We start from the raw sequence: 21,661 nt of genomic DNA, 5'->3' as shown, positions 1-21,661 counted from the left end.
TCCTCTTTTTGTCTTAAGTGAACTAGTTTGTTGTGAATAGACTTAAATCAACATGGTCGATTTGCTCTGGTTTTAAATACTGCTTTGCATAATTAAGGTAGACACCAGACTTTAAAAATATCTCGAACAAATCTGGATCTAAGTGATGATGCTTCGTCATTTGAGACATAATCATTAAACACTCACTTAAAGGTTTTGCATCTTTATAAGGCCTGTCAGCAGCAGTTAGCGCTTCAAAAATATCTGCAATCGCCATCATTCTTGCGGGTACCGACATTTGCTCTCTCGTTAAACCCTTTGGATAACCTGTACCATCCATTTTTTCATGATGCCCACCAGCAAATTCTGGGACTCGTTTTAGGTGTTTTGGAAATGGCATAGCTTCAAGCATAGATATCGTAATATCCATATGCTTATTGATGATTTCTCTTTCTTCGTTTGTTAACGTACCTTTAGTGATATTTAAATTTTGGACTTCATTGTCTGACAAAATTGTCTGAACTTCGCCATCAATTTTTATTTTATATTTATCAGCAAGGTCTATTACACGTTGTTTGAATGAATCAGACATAAACTCGCCACCTAAATTTATTTGCTTTAAAAATGACAATTCAGATTCTAGATAGTCAACTTCTTTCTTATAAGCATTTTCCGACTGTTCAAATGCTTCTATACAACCGTCTTCTGAACTAATTTTATTTTTTAAATAAGTAATCTCTAAATCTCTTTTAGCTATCTCAATTTTACATTTGATCAACTCAATTCTATCGAAAATGCATTCAAGCTTTGTTGATTTATCCATTACAGAGTCAGGAATAGCAATTTTTCCGCAATCATGTAACCAGCCTGCAACAGATAATTCATGTTTATCTGCGTCTGTCATTTTAAAATCTTTAAGAGGCCCAGTGGGATATTGATGAACAGCTTCAGCAATCATCATGGTCAATACTGGTACTCTTCTACAGTGACCTCCAGTGTATGGAGACTTTTCATCAATGGCTTTAGCAATTAACCGAGTAAAAGACTGAAACAGCTCTTCCATATTATCAATAAGCTGTCTGTTAGTAAGCGCTACAGCCGCCAAAGCACCAATAGAACTTATTAAATTAACTTGTTCATTTGTAAAAGGTATGACTTGTCCATTTATTCTAGGATTAATAAGCTGCAAAACCCCATTTAGTTCTTCTTCATGGTTTTCAAGTGGAATAGTTAATACTGATTGAGTATGATAGCCAGTTTTTTCATCCATTTGTCTAGCTGCCGATAAGTCATATTCAGCACATGAGTAGACATCTTCAATACAAATAGGCTTTCTTGTCGCAGCGGATATTGCAACGAGTGCTTTTTCATTCGACTTTTTATTGATAAATATAGGAATAGGTTTATAGGGAATGTCTTTCCCTGAAGTCCCACCCAAATGAAGTTCGAGAGGCTTATTAATTAATGTCGCAAATCCTAAGTATTCTTGTTCTATTACTGAATAAATTGTTCCACCATCACACTCTGTAAGAGCCATGGCACTTAACAATATGTTTTCTAGTAAACGTTCAGTACAACGCTCTGAAGCGAGTTCGGTTGCTAATTTTAATAAGTGCTGTAATGCAAGTTGACTATCTCTTGCATCAGTAGTAGTTGGATTTTCAGCAATCATTTGGTTCATTTTTAAACCTTATTTAGTAACATGTTTATAGCTACCATCCCAATCTTTATTTAACTCAATCGTACTGAGATTTTTTATTCGTTCACAAAAAATCGAATACAATTTTTCTTTCGGATGATTATTCATAAGTGTAGTAAATACCTGTAATGATTCATCCCAATTTTGATTTAAATATGAAGACCAAGCTTTTTTATGTAAATTAATTTTATTAATTTCTTCAGAAGTTAAACAAGCCGTCAATCCAATGGGCTCATAAATAGAAACAGATGTTTCTTTTCCTTTTACCTTAACCATGTCTATAGGCCTAAAAGTGATGCCTTTGCAGTTTACGTATACTGATTCACTTACGAGTATTTTTACGCCGTAATATTTAGTGATCCCTTCTAATCTTGAACCTAAATTTACCGCATCACCTATTACTGTGTATGCTCTACGATAAACTGACCCCATATCCCCGACATTCATATCACCAGAATTAATGCCAATACCAATTTCTAGTTTTGGCAAATTCTGTTTTGCAAACTCTGTTTCTAATGCTTGAACTTGACGCTGCATTTTAAGCGCACATAACACTGCGAATTGTTCATGCTCATTAACTTTTAGAGGTGCATTCCAAAAAGCCATGACCATATCACCAACATATTTATCAATCGTGCCCTCATGCTCAAATATGATTTGCGTTATGGGAGTAAAATAAAGATTAAGTAACACTTTCAGTTCAGATGCATTTAGCTGTTCCGAAATAGCAGTAAAGTTACGAATATCTGCAAACAGCACTGTCATATATTTTTTTTCTCCTGACATGGACAGTGATTTAGGGTTATCTAGCATCGATTGAATATGCGCTGGCGGAACATATTGATCAAAAATACTCTTGATTTGGATCTTTTGTTTATGTTCGTTTAGAAAGCTCAAACTACCCAACACAACTACTTGAAGAATCAACATTGCTAAAATGGAGACTTGAGGAAAATCTAAATAGTGCTGACTCCAAGCAAAAATACTTAAAGCTAAAAATAAAAAGATTGAAACACAGAAATATAGAACGATACCTATCAACTCAAGTGTTGGTAAAACAAAGGCACCAATAAGGCCAGCTATGAGAAGTACTAAAACCACAGAGCCATCTATCCAATCTGGCCTACTAGGTAATAACTCAGGAAAAATTAACCCCTCTAACAGATTTGCATGAATCTCAACACCTGGATATTGAACCCCAACAGGTGTTGTTCTTAGATCGGCATGACCAACTGCGGATGTACCAATAAAAACTATAGATTGTTCGAATAAAGTAGCATCAAATTTATTATCTAATACATCAGTCGCAGAAACATATGGAAAGCTAAATGCAGGACCTCTAAACGGGATTGCCACTCGACCATAGTCATCAGTTGGAATTGTTTCTATACCGAGTTTTAGCCCTGTAATCGTAAAGTCATCACCAAACGCTGTTGACTCGACTGTTATATTATCCGAAAGGGTATAAAGCCTAGCGACTTCAAGTGACAAAGAAGGATAAAGTTGACCATTGTGCTTTGCCAGTAACATAGCATATCTAACGAACCCATCTTCATCAGGCGCACTATTGATAAATCCATTTCCCAGTGCACTTTGTTGTAAAATTTCTAGACCAGCTACATAACCTGAGAACTCTGGAGCTGGAAGGTCTTCTAATGAAGTATCACCAAGAAAAACAGGTTCTGGCAACGAACCAACTTGTAAAGTTTTATTATGCTCAAACAACAGACCTATTACTGAATCACTATCAGATAAAGCAGTTGAGAACGTTTTATCTGCATCATAGTTGTCTCTAATCATGCTGAGGGAATTATTAAGTGCTTTGTTTTTACTCTTTTCAACTACCCTGTCAACCGGATTTATTTCAGGTTCTGAAAACAAGATATCATAAGCTATTACTGATACACCTGCATCTAACAGTTTATTATGTAATTGCGAAACTACAGTTCGACTCCATGGAAATCTGCCAAGCTTTTTAATACTTTTTTCATCAATATCAACGATAATAATAGGTAGGAAAGCACGTTTTGGGTGCATTGTTAAAGTTGCCTGAAGTCTTAAGTCATAAGCTAAGCCCTCCAAGCGCTTAAAGAAATCGCCCTGTTTACTGCCAGGAACTAAAAATGAAAGATGTATGAAGATACTTAAAATTATTATAAGAAGACCACTAAGCCATTGATATTTGTAATGTGACCAATTTGCTCTCACACTCATATGAGCGTTAAACCTTCATAAGCAAATAGAATATTAAACGGGTACTCACCCTGCTGTAACTCAGATTGTAATTTGTCAATTTGTTCATCTGTTCTATCTGGGTCATGACTTACAAGAACTAAGTTCTTAACTTGTGCTTGCATGGCTAGATCTAACGCATGCTGTATCTGACTATGTCCCCAACCTCTTTTGAAAGGATAGTCTTCAGGTAAGTATTGCCCATCATGAATTAAATAGTCTGCTTTTCTGCAAAACTGAACCCATTGTTCAAAAGTGGTAGCAACCGGGTAAGGGGGAAATAGTTCATTGTCGGTTGCATAAACTATCGTTCTTTCATCTGTAATAATTTTATACGCGCTTCCCCCACCTGGGTGATTCATTCTAGTACGAGATATTTGAAAAGTTTTATATTTCCAAGAATGGCTTTTTATGGGAGTGATTAAAATTTTCGCTAAAAGGTCTTTTGAGTTTATTGGAAAAAAACTGCCTTTCATTTGCTCAAGAATTGCTTTTGGCTCATATTCTTCCGTTAAGCCCGGTATTATGTTTATTTTTTTTTCTGGTATGTAAGCAGGTATAAAGTATGGAAAGCCTTGAATATGATCCCAATGATTATGACTTAACAGGATATAGATATCATTTGCATAACTTTGAATGTCCTTACCTAAATTTCTGATGCCAGTTCCCGCATCTAAAATCAAAAAATCAGATGCTTTATTCTCAAGTAGTATGCTTGTTGTATTACCACCATACCTAACTGTGTCTTGTCCAGGAGTCGGCACAGAGCCTCTTACACCATAAAAGGTTAATTTCATCAAAAACTCCAGTTACTGTCCTGTTATCTCAATAGCAGCCACACTTATCCTTTTTCTAAGAGTATCTTGTAATATAAGTAAGAAGCTGTCGTTATTATTGTGGTGTTGAACATCAATAAGTTCGTATGCAATACCAATATCTAATAGTTGGAAACCTGTTTCATTTAACTGCTGGTCTATTAGTTCTTCCGGATCATCTAGCAATAATCTTGATATATAAATTGCCTGGCTAATTTGAGACTGGGAGAAAAGCACCATCCTATTTTGCGAGTCAAAAGCAATATTTTTAATTGTAACCGGATCGCCTTTATAATTGCTGAGATTAAAGATGCCACTTGTAGCATAACCTGTTTCGAGCTCTCCTAAACTATTCACTTTTGCGATAAAGTTTGTTGAAGCTAATTGCCCATAAATATAAAAATTTCCAGATGAGTCAAGTAAATAACCATTTACTGATAAGTTCTGACCAAGCAATGCCCCCACATCAATGACTGCAATACCTGCTTCTCCAAATTCATGGACTAAATTACCCTCACTATCTACATTAACTATCACAATACGGGGAGAAGTATAAGATTGTCCATCTGTGCCTATACCAAATATTCCTGTATCCGTGACTTTGATTTCATCTAATTTAAACGCTGTATTAGCGCATTCGTATCCTGAGGGTGGTTCAAACGTAAAGTCAGTTAACTTACTTCCCGTTGAAGATAAATATACGCCAACTGATTTAGTGATGCAGCCGTCGTAAATATCACTTAATAATAATTGTTCCTGGCTTGGTAGTTCGTGTATGTACAAAGGTTTAATTGATTCAGCAGTAAAACCTGATGATGGTAAATAACTGACGTCATTTCCATGAGCATAAAAATTGTCAGGTATGCCAGATGAGGTTAATTTTGAAATAAATGCCGAGCTGTCACTTTCGTTACCGACTAAAAACAGTGAATCATCATCGTTAACAGATAAAGACGTCGGATTGGCATCTGAGTAGAAATTAAGCCGACTTAAACCTTGTTCGCCAAATGATTGATTGACGTTTCCGGAAAAGTCTAAACTGTAAATATAAGGTACTCGTTCATTTCGCCAATTAAGTGCATATGCGGCAAGAAGTAAGTCCCCGTTGCTTTGTTTTGCACTTACAATGACGACTTCATCAGAAGATGAAGAGCTTAACGTTGTTTGACCCTGAAAGCCGAACTCATCGTTGAACTCGCCATTTAAGTTCACTTTTGCAAGCCATTGACTAGCGTAGTAATCATATCCAGCGTACCTCAACTTATAGCCATATAAAACAAGCGATGAATTGGTCAATAATGTTCCATGACTGCGAACACCATCTATGTCATAAGTTGTAATACCTTTATTAGGAGAAGACCACCCTGAATCAATTACACCATCAAAGCCAATCTTCATTAACTGTACTGCTTTATTGTTACTATAAATCTCTCGATTAATGGTCACATATAGAGAGTTAGATACAACTTGTAAGTCAATTCCTTGGGCACTTAAATTCAATAAGTCTTCTCCCACAGCATAAGTTGGTAATTCTTCTTCAATATAAATACGATAACCAACGTCATTAAAGGTTGTATCAAGATTGCCATTTTGATCCATTTTTAACAAAAATAGGCTATATTTATTGGGTGTTGGGTAGTTACCGACAACGGTTAAATGGTCACCAGTCAACATCAGTTGTTCATCAGGTAAAACTATAAGGGCTTTGACACGGTCATCAACATTTTGGCTGCCTATGTCTAACTGAAGATAACCTGTGTTTTTAAAACTGCTGTCTAATGTAAGGTCTGTAATATTATATTTTGCTAAATAAATATCTGAACTGTTACTCGAATTTTTAGTATTGCCAAAGACCATTAATTTATTTTCAGATAACAGGGTCATTCCGCTCGCTTCACTGCCTAAATCCGCAACGAGTACTTCACTATGAGATACTGAAAAGCTAACTAAATCAAAGCGAATGAGCCTCGCTTCAATGAGCTCAACATTATTAGTCATGGTGTCATTAATTAAAGCTATGAGTACATTCGAATCAAGCTTCAAGCTTACTGAAGAAGCTTTTTTCCCCGTATCAGAGGGTATGACAAAATAGCCAGTGTTCGCAAAACTTGTGTCGAGTTCCCCTTGTTCAGTCAATCTCATTATGAAAAAATCTTGAGTACTAACTTGGTCAATGTAACCAGAAACATACAAAAGCTTATTTGCATCATCAAACACTAAATTTTGTGCAACAACATTTTGAGGTAAGCCTCCAACTTGAATGCCTAAATCAGTTTCAAATACCCCTTCATGAGCAAAGCTATTATCAATGGCACCCAATGGAGTCACTTTTGTAACAACGGCTCTGTGAATATGACGACCTTGAGACTCGTCGTAGTGGCCAATGCCTGAAGCTATAAATATACTACCGTCAGAAGTTGTGATGGCTTTTCCCACTTCATGGTGCTCAAGTGATACACGTAAATTAATTGAAGAAATTCCTGAATCTGCAAATTCGCTATTCAGAACAGCTATTTCAATGGGTAAGATTTCATCAACATTAACCGTTAATGTTGATTCAGCACACAGGGGAGGATTTATCACATCACAAACCTTAGACACTACAATATATTGTGCATCACCATTAGCAATAATCGTCTGAATATCACTAATAACAACCTGCCCCATATTATTTACACTAAATAGCGATGCGAAACCTCCTGAAAGCTCATAAGTAATGTCATCATTGTCGGGATCAGATGCCGCAATCGTTGCAATAATATCTCCATTATTAAATTCAGTTGTGATATTGGCTTCTACAGGTTCAATTGTTGGGGTGTAGTTTTTATCCTTAACCAAAATAAAAACAGATGTTGGCTGTGAGCTTTCACCTTTACTATTTATCGCTCTATAGCTCAATATATCGTTACCGACAAAATTGAAATTAGGTGTGTAGCTTATTTCACCAGTTTGATTAACAATTGAAACTTCACCTTGACTAGGCTGAGTTTCAATTACTAAAGGCGATTCTGAAATGGCGATACCTAGAAAATCATCATTATTTAAAACATTTAAATTTATCGATTGATTTTTGAACGTTTCAGTACTGTCGCTCTGTGTGATAGGAAATGTATCTACTTCTAAAATGTTTATCGTCACAGTCGCACTATTAGAGATTGCCCCTTCATTATCTCTAAACCGATATGTAAAACTATCTGATTCAGTGTTTTGGTCAGCATTTGTATATAACACATTACCGGTAGATAAAATCTCTAAATCACCAAATTGCACAGTGTTTATTATTTCTAGAGTTGAACTATTAATAGCGCCATCTGTATCTGAATCATTTTGCAGTATATTCAACTCAAGCGCTGTACCTTCATTCACATCAAAACTATCGTCAACGGCTATAGGCGGTTTGTTAACTCTAGTAACAGTAATAGAGACTGTGGCTTCATTTGAAGAAGCCCCTTCATTATCTTTAAAACTATAAGTTAAAAAATCTGTGCCATAAAAGCCCGCATTAGGTGTATAAAAGATTTTACTCGATTCAACGGAGAAAACAGCACCTCCATTTTGTGGCACAGACACAAGCTTGACGGTATTCAAATCGATAGTGCCATCGACATCAGTATCATTACCTAGAATACTAATTTCTACAGAAGTGTCTTGTTGAGTCTCTGCAATGTCGTTCATTGCTATGGGTGGTTTGTTTGGACCAGTTACTTCAATATAAACTGACGATGGATTTGACTCTAACCCTTCTGTATCAGAAACAATATAACTAAAACTGTCTTGACCTATGAAATCTGTGGCACTTGTATATTCAATCGTGCCTGTGTCTAAGTTCAATTTCAAATCGCCATGCAACGTATTCTTTATAACTTGCAAGCTTGATCTGTCTATTTCACTGTCTACGTCATAGTCGTTTTCTAAAACCCCTATAAAGATAGACTGATTTTCACTGGTTGATACATTATCATCTTGTGTAATTGGAGCGTCGTTGACAGCAGTGATGTTAAGTAATACAAATGCAGATGTTTTTAATCCTTCAGAACTCTCAACATTATATATAAAATAATCAGACCCATAAAAATTCTCATCAGGAAAATACCTAAATGAACCGGAAGTTGATAACTCTAAAATTCCGTTCATAGTAGTTTGAGATATTGTTACGTCATACGATTCAGGGCTTTCAACGCGATCATTTTTTAATATACCAGGCGCGTCAACAATCAATACCTCGTCTTCATTTAGCAAATAATCATCATTAACACTCACGTGAGCGGGCGTATTTACATCTTCCAGAACAGTCAGCTTTACCTCAGCAGTGTCTTCCCCACCTTGACCATCTTGAAGTTTATATACAAAAGAATCTTCACCGACGAACCCTTGATAGGGTGTGTAGCTAAATGACCCTGAACTCTCTAAAGCGAGAGTGCCATGTTCAACATTTCTAACTGGTAAAGTATTGATAGATAATTGGTCACCATCAAAGTCAATATCATTGAGAATAAGTACGCTTGTATTGTCGCGAAATTCACTATTTGCTGAGACAAGAAACTCATTGAACAATGCAACCGGAGCGTTGTTTATTTGCTTTATTGATATCGTTACTATAGCTTCTGATGTTAGACCTTGTGGGTTTATAACCCTATATTTAAAACTATCCAAGCCGGTAAAGTTATTTTTAGGCAAATAGATAAAATCGCCATTTTTGAATAAGGTCAATTCACCATGTTCAGGAGCAATTAAAGGCTCAAGCTCTAGTACAATTGGGGCTAGGCCATTATCTTTATCGTTTACCAGTAAGTTACCACTTAAAGACTCAAACTGTTCAATTTCAAATTCATCATTTACAGCCACTGGAAAAATAACTTCTTTTGCTGGGATCAATAAGCTCTCACTAAAGGCGCTTTCACCACTACCATCGATACCTGTCACTCGTGCATAATAGTTTTTCTTCGTTGAGAGTTTTTCAAAGACATGTGAGTTGTTGGTAATGGAAATCGCACGCTGATTTGTTTCAGATAATGTGAAATTAGTCAGTACATCTAAGGGGGACTCAGCTAAGTAAACGTTGTATCTAAGGAAACTCGATGATTCTAACCAATTTAATGTAACTGACTCATCCTCCCTTATACTTTCACTTATTATAATTTTTTGCGGTAACCAGTTGAATTGTTGGATTTGTGCTAAAGATACGTTCTCTTGTGAATCTTCAACCCAAATTTGTAGCTGTATTGAACCTGGTGATTGATTAAAATTATATGGATTAATGCCAGTTTCAAAAAGTTGGTAAGGCGAAGTACAATTTTCGCTGCATACAAGAAATGCTTTATCACTTTGTGCAAAACCCAACCAAACTCTTTTGATCCCTTCTTCATCTTCAATTCGATCAGCTGCAACAGTGATATTTCCTCTTATAGTGTTACCACTTTGTGGAGTATTAATTATTGCTTTAGAATTCATAAAATCTTCAGGCACGAGCCGTGACTTTCTAAAGGGATTTCCTTTCACTATTCTTTTATAAGCAAAAGGTTGTGTCTGTTCGCCGGATGAAATGGTCTGAACTATAATAGAATTACTTGAATTAGGAGCGGGTTGTTCTAAAGCCTTTTCATTACCACAACCAAAAAGTAAATTTATAAATAACATACAAAAAAAGTGAGTTATTTTATTCATCTTAAACCTACTTCTCTTTAATTACGAATAACCCACCGGCATTGGTGGTTATATTCTCAATTTCAAATAAGGTAAAACTTCCTCTTATTTTACTTAGTTCATCACTGAATTGTGCCTTGATATCTCCATAAGCTAAGTTTTGCCCATGACTCGCGTAATTAATACCCAGTTGCATACCACTCGTGTTGATTAAACCATTAAAAGTTGCAAACCATTCGCCTTCACTGTCTAGGAATGACAATGCTCCAAGAGGAACAGTACCGTTGTCAAAATCAACATCTATGCGCATCGAAAAGGCGCTGACTTCACCGACACTTGATATTACTGAAAATTCTTCAACATCCGAATATTCAATAACACCACTGCGCTGAGCCAACAAAGCTCCAATATCGTCTGTTTGAAAAGTATCTAGGATTTCTTCAGTTAAAAAACTACTATCTTCAATAGCATTTTTTAAAGCTTCGATGTCCAATGATTCAACGATATTTTGTGTTGTAACCAATAAATTCGGGTTTTCTGATGTAATCGAGGTAACTATTTCTGTTAATTGCTCTTCAGAATATTGCTCATCGTTAAGTAATTTACCAAATAATGACGATAGCTCTTTTGGTGGTTTTAATAGGGCTTTTACTTCACCAAAACTTGAGATTTTGGCGAATGCATGCGTACCATCTGAACCCAAAACAAGGGGTTCTGTGAGAATATCGCTTGATATTTCAATTGAACCGTCCCAAACAGCCAGAAATAGATCACCTTTTACTATTTCTACTTCGTAATGAGTGCCCCTGATACCAATACTCCCTAGAGGAGTTTTTAACTTATAGTTATCTGAGTTTCCTTTTATTTTTCCTGTAATAGTTCTCAATCCACCGGATACTAATTCAATAACGATCGAACTTTGCTCATCATTTTCACTTAATAAATACTCTTCTATGTTTAACGCTGTATTTTCTTTGAGTGCCAATAAAGCCCCATCAATCATCTTCAATTGAGCTTTACTGTGTTGATAAGTAGAAACTCTATCAACCTTGTAGATTGGTGTTCTTCTTTTTAGACTTCTTACCTCAGATGTTTGTAAAGAAATAGCCTCAACAGTCCCTTTAGCCAGCAAAGTTTTTCCTGCTTGTTGTTGTGCATCTGCATTTTTGACGAGAAATATTAAAGTAATTGCATAAATAAAAATAAGTTTTTGTTGTTTAGAATTCATAACTAGCTCCTAAGTACAATTCATTCCTATCAAATTCATAAATAGCTAAATTGCTCGACTTATTGTAATGACTGAAGCGTGTATGCAAGTACCACTGTTTCGATAAACTGTAACGCCATTCGAAAGCAGCATTGCGTATATTTTCTTCTCGCAAGACCATAAAAAAAGGATGAATGTCATGATGCTCGACTGTTTTGTATTGACTACTAATTACAAATGCATGAAGAGTAGATATGTTATAAGACAAGTAAAAAGACGCTGCTTTGTAATCACGGCCATAATGCCTCGCAGACTGTAAATCTGCATTTTGCTTACCATTTAAAAAAGCGATTTTTGCTAAAAATCTATTTTGGAAGTATAAGAAGCCTAAATCTAATTCGAAGATATCACTGTCAAGGTCTTCATTTTGAACATTATTAACTGATGATGCTTTAGCATTAAACTCAAACACCCAGTTTTTCAAAAGCTGATATTGTATACTGGTTAACACACCAACTTGTTGTTGATAAGTCGCCTCATCTAGTGACATAACAGATGCAACTCCTCTAAGGTTTAAACGTGATGATGAATTAGCATACTCATATCCAAACCCAATATTTCCTTGGTTTCTATTAAACTGAGTGAGATTGTTATGTATTAGTTGAGAAAGATTTAAATTTAGTCGCCAAGCCTCATACTGGGTACTTTGCCACTTACCATTAAACTGGTAGTCAAATCGAGCAAATCTGTCTGCAGATTTTTGACTTGCTTCATCTAATAAAATTTCTACGCCAGAAACTACTACTCTATCGTCCAATGAACCACTATTTACATTTGAATCATGCCCCAAGTTAAGCGAAAGTCGTTGTATAGTATTTGAATCTAAATTCTCTCTTTTCGTTTTTACAAATTGTAAATTCTCTTGAATATTTATTCTTAGATCATTCGGTATCGGAAGTAGAAGTAGGGTATTAAGTGTTTGCTCTGATTGATTGAGGTTATTTTGTTTGGCATAACTTAAAGCTAATAAGTAAAAAGATATATAGTCATTGGGATTCTCAGATATGGCTCTTTCGAAGGCAAAGACTGCCTCATCTATTTTATTTAGCTTAAGACAAATTTGACCGTACAAAGCATCAAACTCAGCAGTGCCAGCTAATTCATCAAAATACATTTCAGCAATTTTAAATGCTTCTTGTGTTTTTTGATTATTATACGCTTCCGAGATCTTCAAAAGAGGTTGCTCAGATGAAACAGCTGAAAAGTTACACCCAATAAATAAGTAAAAACAAAAATAAAAACTGTAACGCCACATAATTGATCCTAACTATTTAAAAGTTTATGAATCAAAGTAAGCTGGTTTGAAACGGCAACTATACAAACAAGTTCACTTTCAGAATATTTTCACTCCTTAAAACATTTCAGAGTAAAAATAGTCAATTAAGAAAATGATGTGCACCAAATATGAAAATTTATACAAAATTCAATTAAGTTCTTTTAGCTTCATGTTGCTATGGAAGATACAAGACAAATGGTGCCGTCTTCATTTTGAGTATAATCAAGATTGTGTGTTCGTCAGTAAAGATAGTAGGTACAAGCCCATCTTTTCAAAAGACGGGCTTTACTTGTTGGAATTATGAAAGGGCTAAATTTTGCGTGCAACCTGAAGCGCTTCAAAAATTGCTCGCTTAGCATCTATCGCTGCAGCGAGTTTCGCACCACCAATCACATGATGATTATCAGGTAACGCGTCTTTATTGAATATTTCACTATTTGAAACCTGACCGATACAGGCTATCACGGTATCAACATCTAGGGTTTGTTCTTTACCTTTATGTTTAATCTTCAAGCCTTGTGCATCAAAACCTAAATATTCACATTCTGATAATTGTTTAACATTATGCTGTTTTGCAACTTGTCTATGGATCCAGCCTGTTGTTTTACCAAGCTCTGAACCAAAGCGTCCTTCACTTCGCTTTAACATATAAAGTTGTCTTTTAGGACCAGTATGCTGCTGTTCAGTTTCTATACCCCATTGAGTTTTAAATTCCTCAATTGATTGCTCAGGCTTCTCTTGCAGGAATGCAACCATATCAAAACCAATTCCACCAGCACCTAGAATGGCAACTTTGTCTCCAATTTCAACTTCACCGCGAATAACCTCATCATAGTGATAGACACGCTTGCCATCTTTGCATGGGAAACTTGCTACACGCGGTTTAACCCCTGATGCAAAAACAATATCATCAAAGCTGCAGTCCATATCTGGTGAGTATTCGCAGTTTAACTCAAGGTTAATTTTTAAACGCTCTACCTCTTGCAAGAAATATTTTAATGTCTTCTTAAAATCTTCTTTTCCAGGCACTTGCATTGCTAAATTGAACTGACCACCAGCATAACTATTTCGCTCTATAACCTTTACTTTATGACCTTTTCTTGCTAGATAAATAGCCGCTGACAAACCAGCTGGTCCGGCACCGACAACTAATACATTTTTTTCCTTAGAGGCTTTTTCTAATGGATAGTCAAGCTCATAACAAGCTTGAGGGTTCACCAAGCATGTTGCTCGTTGGCCCTTAAACACATGATCTAGACACCCTTGGTTACAACCTATACAGATGTTAATTTGTTCTGATTTATTCTGCTTGTACTTATTAAAGAATTCAGGATCAGCCAATAAAGGCCGTGCCATAGAGATAAGATCAGACTGGTTATCATTTAATATCTCATTTGCTATTTCAGGTGTATTGATACGGTTAACTGCAATAACAGGAACATCCACCCATTGCTTTAGCCTTTGTGATGCTTCCCTGAAAGCACCGGCCGGCACCATGCTTGCGATTGTTGGTACTCTCGCCTCATGCCAGCCAATACCAGTGTTGATAATGTCAACGCCGGCTTTAACAAGCTCTTTAGCCTGATATTCTACTTCATCGGTAGTTGAACCATCAGGAATTAAATCCATGACAGAAAGTCTAAAGATAATCATAAATTTATCAGATACTTGACTTCTAACGGCTTCGACGACTTCTTTTGCAAGCCGCACTCTGTTTTCAAGACTTCCACCATAACAGTCTTTACGCTTGTTAGTATGTGGCGCCATAAATTCATTGATTAAATAGCCCTCTGAGCCCATGATTTCAACGCCATCATAACCTGCCTTTTCAGCCAGTTTCGCTGATTTAGCGAAGCTTTTAACCGTAGATTTTATTTGCCCTAAAGACATTGCTTTTGGTTTGAATGGTGTAATTGGCGCCTTTATTGCGCTTGGAGCTACACTAAAAGGGTGATATGCATATCTTCCTGCATGGAGTAATTGCAAGCATATCTTACCGTCATGCTTATGAACTGCGTCTGTGTAGGCTTTATGCTTTACTACATCAAACGTTGTATTAAATGAGGATGCAAAAGGCGTCAATTTACCGCGAATATTAGGGCTATATCCACCTGTTATAATTAAACCTGTGCCACCTTTAGCACGCTCTTCATAAAATGCAGCCAATTTCTTTCTATTTGACCACCCTTCTTCTAAGCCCGTATGCATCGAGCCCATAACGAGTCTATTACGCAACCTTGTATTTTTTAATTCTAATGGTGCTTCTAACATGGATTAATTTCTCAAAACTGGTCGTACCTCCTGAGACCTTAGCAATTTTTAACAAATTAGCAAAGTTTATCTTTTAAAAAAGCTTAATTTTAATCTAAATGTACGTTCTGTAAGCTTATAAATACTTAGTTACGTTTTAGGTATAACACTCTTAAATTAACTCAGTTATTATAAAAGTAGTGAAAAAGATTAGATTTAGACAATAATAAAGGTGAGCTTTGATTTATATAGGTAAATTCTTTAAAGGCCTGTGGGCCGCAATAAATTTTTCAAGAAAACTCGTATTGAACTTAGTTTTCTTCGGACTTCTTGCTGTGATAATTTTATCGATCCCGCAGCAAGAGGCGCAGGTAAACGTACCTAATGGTGCTGTTTTAAACTTAAATCTTAACGGTTCGCTAGTCGAAGAACTAACATACGTAGACCCAGTCGATGCCGCCTTTGGCGAAGTTTTTTCTAGCAATGACCAGCCAAAAGAGATCTTGGTTGACGATGTCGTTAATGTCATCAACTCAGCAGCTCAAGACTCGCGAATCCAAGTTTTGCTACTAAATCTGAAATCTTTACATAGTGCTCATTTAAACAAGCTTGATGCTATTGCGCAGGCAATCGTTGAGTTCAAAAAGTCAGGTAAAAAAGTCATCGCGCATGGTGCATATTACTCGCAAAGCCAATATCTTTTAGCTTCATATGCACACGAAATCTCTCTTCACCCATATGGTGGCGTTGAATTGAGAGGCTTTGCAAGCTACCCGCTTTACTTTAAAGATGCACTCGAGAAACTTAAAGTAACGCAACATGTATTTAGAGTGGGCACTTATAAGTCTGCAGTAGAGCCTTTTATACGTAATGATATGTCTCCTGAAGCAAAAGAAGCCAACCAGCTATGGTTAGATGAGTTATGGGCTCAATACAAGTCAGATATTGCCGCAGCGCGTGAGTTTGAAGTCAGTAATTTTGATGAAAAAGCAGATCAATATTTAGCTAAAATTCAGGCTGTAAATGGGGATTATGCGCAATATGCATTGCAAAATAGTTGGGTAGATACGTTACAAACAGATCAACAGCTTCAAGCGCAACTTATTGAGCAAGTTGGTACAAACGCTTCAGGTAAAACATTTAAAAACATCAGCTTTAACAAATATCTTGAATCGTTAAATAATCAGCCTAGCTTTACGATGCCTTCCGATAATAAAGTTGCAGTTATTGTAGCAAGAGGCAATATTGTAGATGGAAAACAAAAAGCAGGACGTATTGGTGGTGATTCAACAGCCGCGCTTCTAAAGAAAGCTCGCTTAAACGAAAAGGTTAAAGCGGTTGTACTTAGAATTGATTCCGGTGGTGGCAGTATGTTCGCTTCAGAAATAATTCGAAACGAAGTCCTAGCTATTAAAGAAGCAGGTAAACCAATTATTGCTTCTATGGGCTCTGTTGCCGCTTCTGGCGGTTATTGGATAGCGATGTCTGCAGATGAAATCTGGGCTGCCCCCAGTACAATTACAGGCTCAATTGGTGTATTCGGTACTATTTTAACATTTGAGAATTCGTTAAATTCAATAGGGATCTACTCTGACGGTGTTGCAACAACGGAGCTAAATAATATCTCTTTATCAAGAGGTATTTCGGACAAGCTCTCTCAAGTATTTCAGTTAGGCATTGAAAATGCGTATGATAAATTTATTTCCTTAGTTGCTCAAGAACGTGGATTGGAAAAATCAGCGGTTGATGAAGTTGCACAAGGTCGAGTTTGGACTGCTACTCAAGCTCAAAGCTTTGGCTTAGTTGATAAATTAGGTGATAAACAAGATGCGATTGATGCTGCTGCATCTCTTGCACAACTTGAAGATTTTGATGTTATTACTATTGAACAAACGCTCTCCGAAAAAGACCAATTATTAAGAGACCTATTAGGCTCTGCAATGATTAGTTCAATGATTGAAACTGATGGCTCGTCTGACGACATTCTGGCTAATCTATCGAAGTTATTTGGTGGTTTTGGTGAGCAAGTTGTTGAGCAACTGAATATTGTTAATGAGTTTAATGACCCTAATCACATCTACACACGCTGTTTAACGTGTGAAGTGACTTATTAATCCTCTGTCATAAATTCAAGCTTACGAATATAATAAGTCCAGATTGATATCTGGGCTTATTTTTATGAAAAGAAAAAAAATCTACATCGCTTATACTGGCGGTACAATCGGTATGAAACAGTCGTCTCGTGGTTATGTACCCGTTGCTGGTTATTTAACAGAAACCGTTAAAAACAATGCCGAATTTACCCGAGAAGAAATGCCACTTTTTGATATTCATGAATATTGTCCGTTAATAGACTCTTCTGATATGTCTCCTCATCATTGGCAATTAATCGCTGGTGATATTAAGTCTAAATATGATCAATACGATGGTTTTGTTGTCCTTCACGGCACTGATACTATGGCTTATACTGCTTCGGCTTTATCGTTCATGTTTGAAAACCTGACAAAACCTGTCATTGTTACAGGTTCGCAAATCCCACTTTCGCAATTGCGCTCTGATGGCCAAGTCAATTTGCTAAATGCAATGTACTTAGCCGCAAACTACCCAATTGCTGAGGTGAGCTTATTTTTTAACAATCAGCTTTTCAGAGGTAATAGAGCAACAAAAGCACATGCAGATGGTTTCAACGCTTTTGCTTCTCCAAATCTTTCACCTCTTGCGCAATCAGGTATAAACATTCAGTTGATTGAAGGAAAATTAAGTCCATATGTTGAGCAAGCACTTCAAGTCACTTCGGTGCAGTCACAAAAAATAGCAATTTTATATTTGTACCCTGGTATTTCGGTTGAAATGGTTAAAAATATCATCACCGAAGACGTCAAAGGCTTAATATTACTCAGCTTTGGTGTTGGTAATGCCCCGCAACAACATGAATTTCTTGAGATCCTTAAAAGTGCCACAGACAATGGCACCGTGATTGTAAACCTCACTCAATGTATTCAAGGTCAAGTTAATATGGGTGGCTATGCAACTGGCAATGCGCTGTTAAATTGTGGAGTGTTGAGCGGTTATGATATGACCTTAGAAGCGTGTCTAACAAAGCTACACTATTTGTTTAGTCAGAACTTAGAACTTGAAACTGTCAGACATCTTATGCAAGATAATTTGCGGGGTGAATTAACTCGATAAAAATAAACCATTCTCTATCGGATACAAAAAAGGTCAGCAACGCTGACCTTTTTAAGTTTGACTCTTGTTTTATCTGACTTTTGCGTCAATCTCGACTAAGTCCGTTAGGTGGCACGTTTCACCCGAGTGGGTTTTAATACCGTGCTCACCAAAGTAATCACGTTGCGCTTGTACAAGGTGACCGTTACTAGGTGTGCTTAATGTTGCAATATAAGTCTGTGTAGAACTTAATACAGGGAAAGCAAGGCCAGATGACACTGCAAGACCTGTTACTTTGCGAAGTGCTAGCGATTCTGCTTGTAACGTATCGATGAACTCCACACCTTCAGCAATATCATCCAGGTAATCGGCTCTAATGATACAACCTGCACGCCATGTTTGAAGCGTTTTACCAAGGTCGACCTTCCACTGGTGTGCACGTGATGCACCTTTGATTAATGCTAAACCTTGGCGGTAACATAGCAGGCTTGCAAGATAGAAAGCTGATTTAAGCTCATCTAAATCAATATCGATTTTCGCCGTTTGCTGCGATGCATAAGTCATTTCTTTCGCTGCATGTGTATCGATGGTATTGGTTAAGTGACGCGCTTGAACTGCAGCAACTAAAGAAGGCACAGCAATACCTAGCTCTAATGCATTTTGTGCAGTCCAAAGACCTGTGCCTTTTGCACCAACTTTGTTGTCAATCAGGTCAACTAAAGACTCTTGGTTATCAGTTTCAAGCTCTAAAATATGACTTGAAATCGATAACAAGTAGCTATTCAAATGACCTTCTGACCAAGATTGGAATACTTCTGCAACTTCTTTTGGTGTTCTACCGGTTCCATGTCGAAGTAGTTGATACATTTCAGCAATAAGTTGCATTAATGCATACTCAATACCATTGTGTACCATTTTTACAAAGTGACCCGAAGCAGACTGACCAACTCGAGCGAAACAAGATTCGCCGTTATAGCTTGCTGCTACTTTTTCGAACCATGGAATAATTCGTTCCCATCCACCCTCTGAGCCACTTGCCATCATCGCAGGACCATGACGAGCACCCTCTGCACCGCCTGAAATCCCCATGGTAGCGAACTCAAATTTATTCTGATATTTAAGTTTACGTGCAATACCATCTTTATAATTACTATTACCGCAATCGATGATGATATCGTCTTTATCTACACCCGCTTCAACTAAATCAGAACACACTCTATCTACTAACTCGCCGGCTGGAACAAGTAGTAAAATTGAACGAGGCGTTTCTAAACGGCGGATCATATCACCAAGGTCAGAAACAATGTGCAAGCGCTCAGCTAAGCCAAGTGACTGAGCACAGCTTAAAAGCTCAGCACCTGCGTCCGGGTTTCTATCGTAGGCAACTAACGTTAAACCCTGTTCAATGAGATTTAGTGCAAGGTTTTTACCCATCACACCTAAACCAACTAATGCAACTTGCATTAAGTTCCTCCTCGGTAACAACTAATTTGAGCAATACTTCAGTAGCCTATTATATGTCTTAGCTTTGTAAGATACCAATTACTACTATTTAAATCTTTTACACAAACAAACTTTATATGGGGTTAAAGAATCTATAAGCAAAAATGTTTAGCACCATTCTCTCGGATTCTTTTAATTCATTTGTATGTAAAGACACCAGGATCTTGTGATTGACGCATCCTGACACCGGTGTCATAATGATGTCATATAGATCATATAACTTAATTACGGTGTTAAAAAGAGTTAATGCAAATTCTTTCAACATCTAATGCGTTTTTAATCAAATATTGAGCTATCTTTGCTTAAATTTGTTGGTTTATTTCGCATTTATTAATATCTACCTATCTAAATAGGCCTACAGGAGAACCTGATGCTTAGACGCACAAAAATTGTAGCAACCCTTGGACCTGCAACTGACCGCGATAACAACTTAGAAAAAATCATTAAAGCGGGTGCAAACGTAGTTCGCCTAAACTTTTCTCACGGCGTTGCTCAAGATCATAAAGACAGAGCACAAGCTGTAAGAGATATTGCAACTAAACTAAATAAACACGTTGCTATCCTTGCTGACCTTCAAGGTCCTAAGATCCGTGTTTCTACTTTTAAAGATGGTAAAGTAAATCTTGAAGTTGGTGCTAAATTTATTCTTGATGCTGAAATGGCTAAAGGTGAAGGTACTGTTGAGGCTGTTGGTATAGATTATAAAGAACTGCCTCAAGACGTAAAACAAGGTGACCTACTTCTTTTAAATGACGGTTTAATTCAGCTTGTAGTAGACTCGGTAGACGGCGCACTTGTTCATACCACAGTTAAAGTGGGTGGTGTGTTATCAAATAATAAAGGTATTAACCGTTTGGGTGGTGGTTTAACCGCACCAGCTTTCACTGAAAAAGACGAACAAGACTTAATCACTGCAGCTGAAATTGGTGTTGACTATATTGCTGTTTCATTCCCGCGCAGTGGCGACGACATGCGTTATGTACGTTCACTTGCAGAGAAAGCCGGCTCCAACGCTCAACTTCTTGCAAAGATCGAGCGTGCAGAAGCCGTAGAAACCGTAGAAGCAATTGATGATATCGTTCTTGCATCTGATGCGGTAATGGTTGCACGTGGTGATTTAGGTGTTGAGATTGGTGATGCTGCTTTAGTTGGCAAGCAAAAATTAATTATCAGCCGTGCTCGCTCTCTGAACCGTACTGTTGTAACAGCAACACAGATGATGGAATCAATGATTGATAACCCAATGCCTACACGTGCAGAAGTCATGGATGTGGCTAACGCAGTATTAGATGGCACAGATGCAGTTATGCTTTCAGCAGAAACCGCTGCAGGTGATTATCCTGAAGAAACAGTAGCAACCATGGCTCGAGTTTGTTTAGGCGCCGAGTCACAGCCAGAAGCACATATTTCTAAGCATCGATTAGATAGTATGTTCTCAGACACCTCAGAGACACTTGCTCTTTCTGCTATGTATGCAGCAAACCATTTAGACAGTGTGAAAGCAATTGTAACGCTTACAGAGTCAGGAAAAACTGCAAAGCTAATGTCACGTATTAGCTCTGGTCACCCTATTTACTCATTATCACGCCATGCATCTACACTTGGTCAAACAGCATTATACCGTGGCGTATACCCAGTATACTTCGATTCAACTAAGCATGATCAAGAATGTATGATCAAAGACGCACTAGATACACTAGTTGAACGTGGCTCACTTGTTAAAGGTGACACCGTTATACTGACACACGGAGACAAAATGGAAACCGTAGGTGCGACTAACACAATGAAGATAATCACTGTGTAAACTCGGTTCTAATCGCAAAAAGGAG

Annotated in this window: 11 protein-coding genes; 3 read left to right on the top strand and 8 right to left on the bottom strand. The window is 37.1% G+C overall.

Going from position 1 to position 21,661, the window contains the following annotated elements; genetic code table 11:
- Nucleotides 1–22 precede the first annotated feature (22 nt).
- The 7 genes from ACGHEH_RS09790 to ACGHEH_RS09760 form a co-directional block, all read right to left on the bottom strand.
- Entirely contained in the window at nt 23–1,660 is a 1,638-nt protein-coding gene (locus tag ACGHEH_RS09790) for an HD domain-containing phosphohydrolase (RefSeq protein WP_390444597.1), read from the bottom strand.
- A 9-nt stretch (nt 1,661–1,669) separates the two neighbouring features.
- A complete protein-coding gene (locus ACGHEH_RS09785) occupies nt 1,670–3,892 on the bottom strand; it encodes a CHASE2 domain-containing protein (protein WP_390444595.1) in 2,223 nt (740 codons plus the stop codon).
- Nucleotides 3,889–4,707 carry an MBL fold metallo-hydrolase gene (locus tag ACGHEH_RS09780; RefSeq protein ID WP_390444592.1) on the bottom strand — a complete coding sequence of 273 codons (819 nt, stop codon included), beginning with the start codon at nt 4,705–4,707 and terminating at the stop codon, nt 3,889–3,891. The genes ACGHEH_RS09785 and ACGHEH_RS09780 overlap by 4 nt, the downstream gene beginning before the upstream one ends.
- Nucleotides 4,708–4,719: 12 nt before the next feature.
- Nucleotides 4,720–10,389 carry an Ig-like domain-containing protein gene (locus tag ACGHEH_RS09775; protein ID WP_390444590.1) on the bottom strand — a complete coding sequence of 1,890 codons (5,670 nt, stop codon included), beginning with the start codon at nt 10,387–10,389 and terminating at the stop codon, nt 4,720–4,722.
- 7 nt (nt 10,390–10,396) lie between these two features.
- On the bottom strand, nt 10,397–11,596 hold the full coding sequence (locus tag ACGHEH_RS09770; RefSeq protein ID WP_390444587.1) for a FecR domain-containing protein: 1,200 nt from the start codon (nt 11,594–11,596) through the stop codon (nt 10,397–10,399).
- The gene (locus ACGHEH_RS09765; protein WP_390444584.1) at nt 11,586–12,890 is read right to left on the bottom strand and encodes a tetratricopeptide repeat protein; all 1,305 of its coding nucleotides are present in this window, start codon (nt 12,888–12,890) and stop codon (nt 11,586–11,588) included. Before ACGHEH_RS09765 ends, ACGHEH_RS09770 begins: the two co-directional genes overlap by 11 nt.
- Before the next feature lie 330 nt (nt 12,891–13,220).
- Nucleotides 13,221–15,182, bottom strand: a complete 1,962-nt coding sequence (locus ACGHEH_RS09760; protein WP_390444582.1) for an FAD-dependent oxidoreductase — start codon at nt 15,180–15,182, stop codon at nt 13,221–13,223.
- A 218-nt stretch (nt 15,183–15,400) separates the two neighbouring features.
- On the opposite strand from ACGHEH_RS09760, the gene sppA reads away from it, so the two are divergent.
- Nucleotides 15,401–17,275, top strand: coding sequence for a signal peptide peptidase SppA (gene sppA, locus ACGHEH_RS09755; protein ID WP_390444579.1), 1,875 nt, complete (start codon nt 15,401–15,403; stop codon nt 17,273–17,275).
- A gap of 64 nt (nt 17,276–17,339) precedes the next feature.
- Nucleotides 17,340–18,350, top strand: coding sequence for an asparaginase (ansA, locus tag ACGHEH_RS09750; RefSeq protein WP_390444577.1), 1,011 nt, complete (start codon nt 17,340–17,342; stop codon nt 18,348–18,350).
- Nucleotides 18,351–18,419: 69 nt separating this feature from the next.
- Here the strand turns inward: ansA and gndA are convergent, their stop codons facing one another.
- A complete protein-coding gene (gndA, locus tag ACGHEH_RS09745; protein ID WP_390444575.1) occupies nt 18,420–19,793 on the bottom strand; it encodes an NADP-dependent phosphogluconate dehydrogenase in 1,374 nt (457 codons plus the stop codon).
- A 409-nt stretch (nt 19,794–20,202) separates the two neighbouring features.
- On the opposite strand from gndA, the gene pyk reads away from it, so the two are divergent.
- Entirely contained in the window at nt 20,203–21,636 is a 1,434-nt protein-coding gene (gene pyk, locus ACGHEH_RS09740) for a pyruvate kinase (protein WP_390444573.1), read from the top strand.
- The last annotated feature ends 25 nt before the right edge of the window (nt 21,637–21,661 follow it).

Source organism: Pseudoalteromonas sp. MTN2-4 (assembly GCF_042848605.1).
Lineage (GTDB): Bacteria > Pseudomonadota > Gammaproteobacteria > Enterobacterales > Alteromonadaceae > Pseudoalteromonas.
This window is presented reverse-complemented; position numbering and strand designations above follow the sequence as displayed.

Coding starts and splice junctions, on each gene's coding strand:
- ACGHEH_RS09780 (WP_390444592.1), bottom strand. CDS start 4,707: ATGAAATTAACCTTTTATGGTGTAAGAGGCTCTGTGCCGACTCCTGGA.
- ACGHEH_RS09790 (WP_390444597.1), bottom strand. CDS start 1,660: ATGAACCAAATGATTGCTGAAAATCCAACTACTACTGATGCAAGAGAT.
- ACGHEH_RS09770 (WP_390444587.1), bottom strand. CDS start 11,596: ATGAATTCTAAACAACAAAAACTTATTTTTATTTATGCAATTACTTTA.
- ACGHEH_RS09775 (WP_390444590.1), bottom strand. CDS start 10,389: ATGAATAAAATAACTCACTTTTTTTGTATGTTATTTATAAATTTACTT.
- ACGHEH_RS09785 (WP_390444595.1), bottom strand. CDS start 3,892: ATGAGTGTGAGAGCAAATTGGTCACATTACAAATATCAATGGCTTAGT.
- ansA (WP_390444577.1), top strand. CDS start 17,340: ATGAAAAGAAAAAAAATCTACATCGCTTATACTGGCGGTACAATCGGT.
- ACGHEH_RS09765 (WP_390444584.1), bottom strand. CDS start 12,890: ATGTGGCGTTACAGTTTTTATTTTTGTTTTTACTTATTTATTGGGTGT.
- ACGHEH_RS09760 (WP_390444582.1), bottom strand. CDS start 15,182: ATGTTAGAAGCACCATTAGAATTAAAAAATACAAGGTTGCGTAATAGA.
- gndA (WP_390444575.1), bottom strand. CDS start 19,793: ATGCAAGTTGCATTAGTTGGTTTAGGTGTGATGGGTAAAAACCTTGCA.
- pyk (WP_390444573.1), top strand. CDS start 20,203: ATGCTTAGACGCACAAAAATTGTAGCAACCCTTGGACCTGCAACTGAC.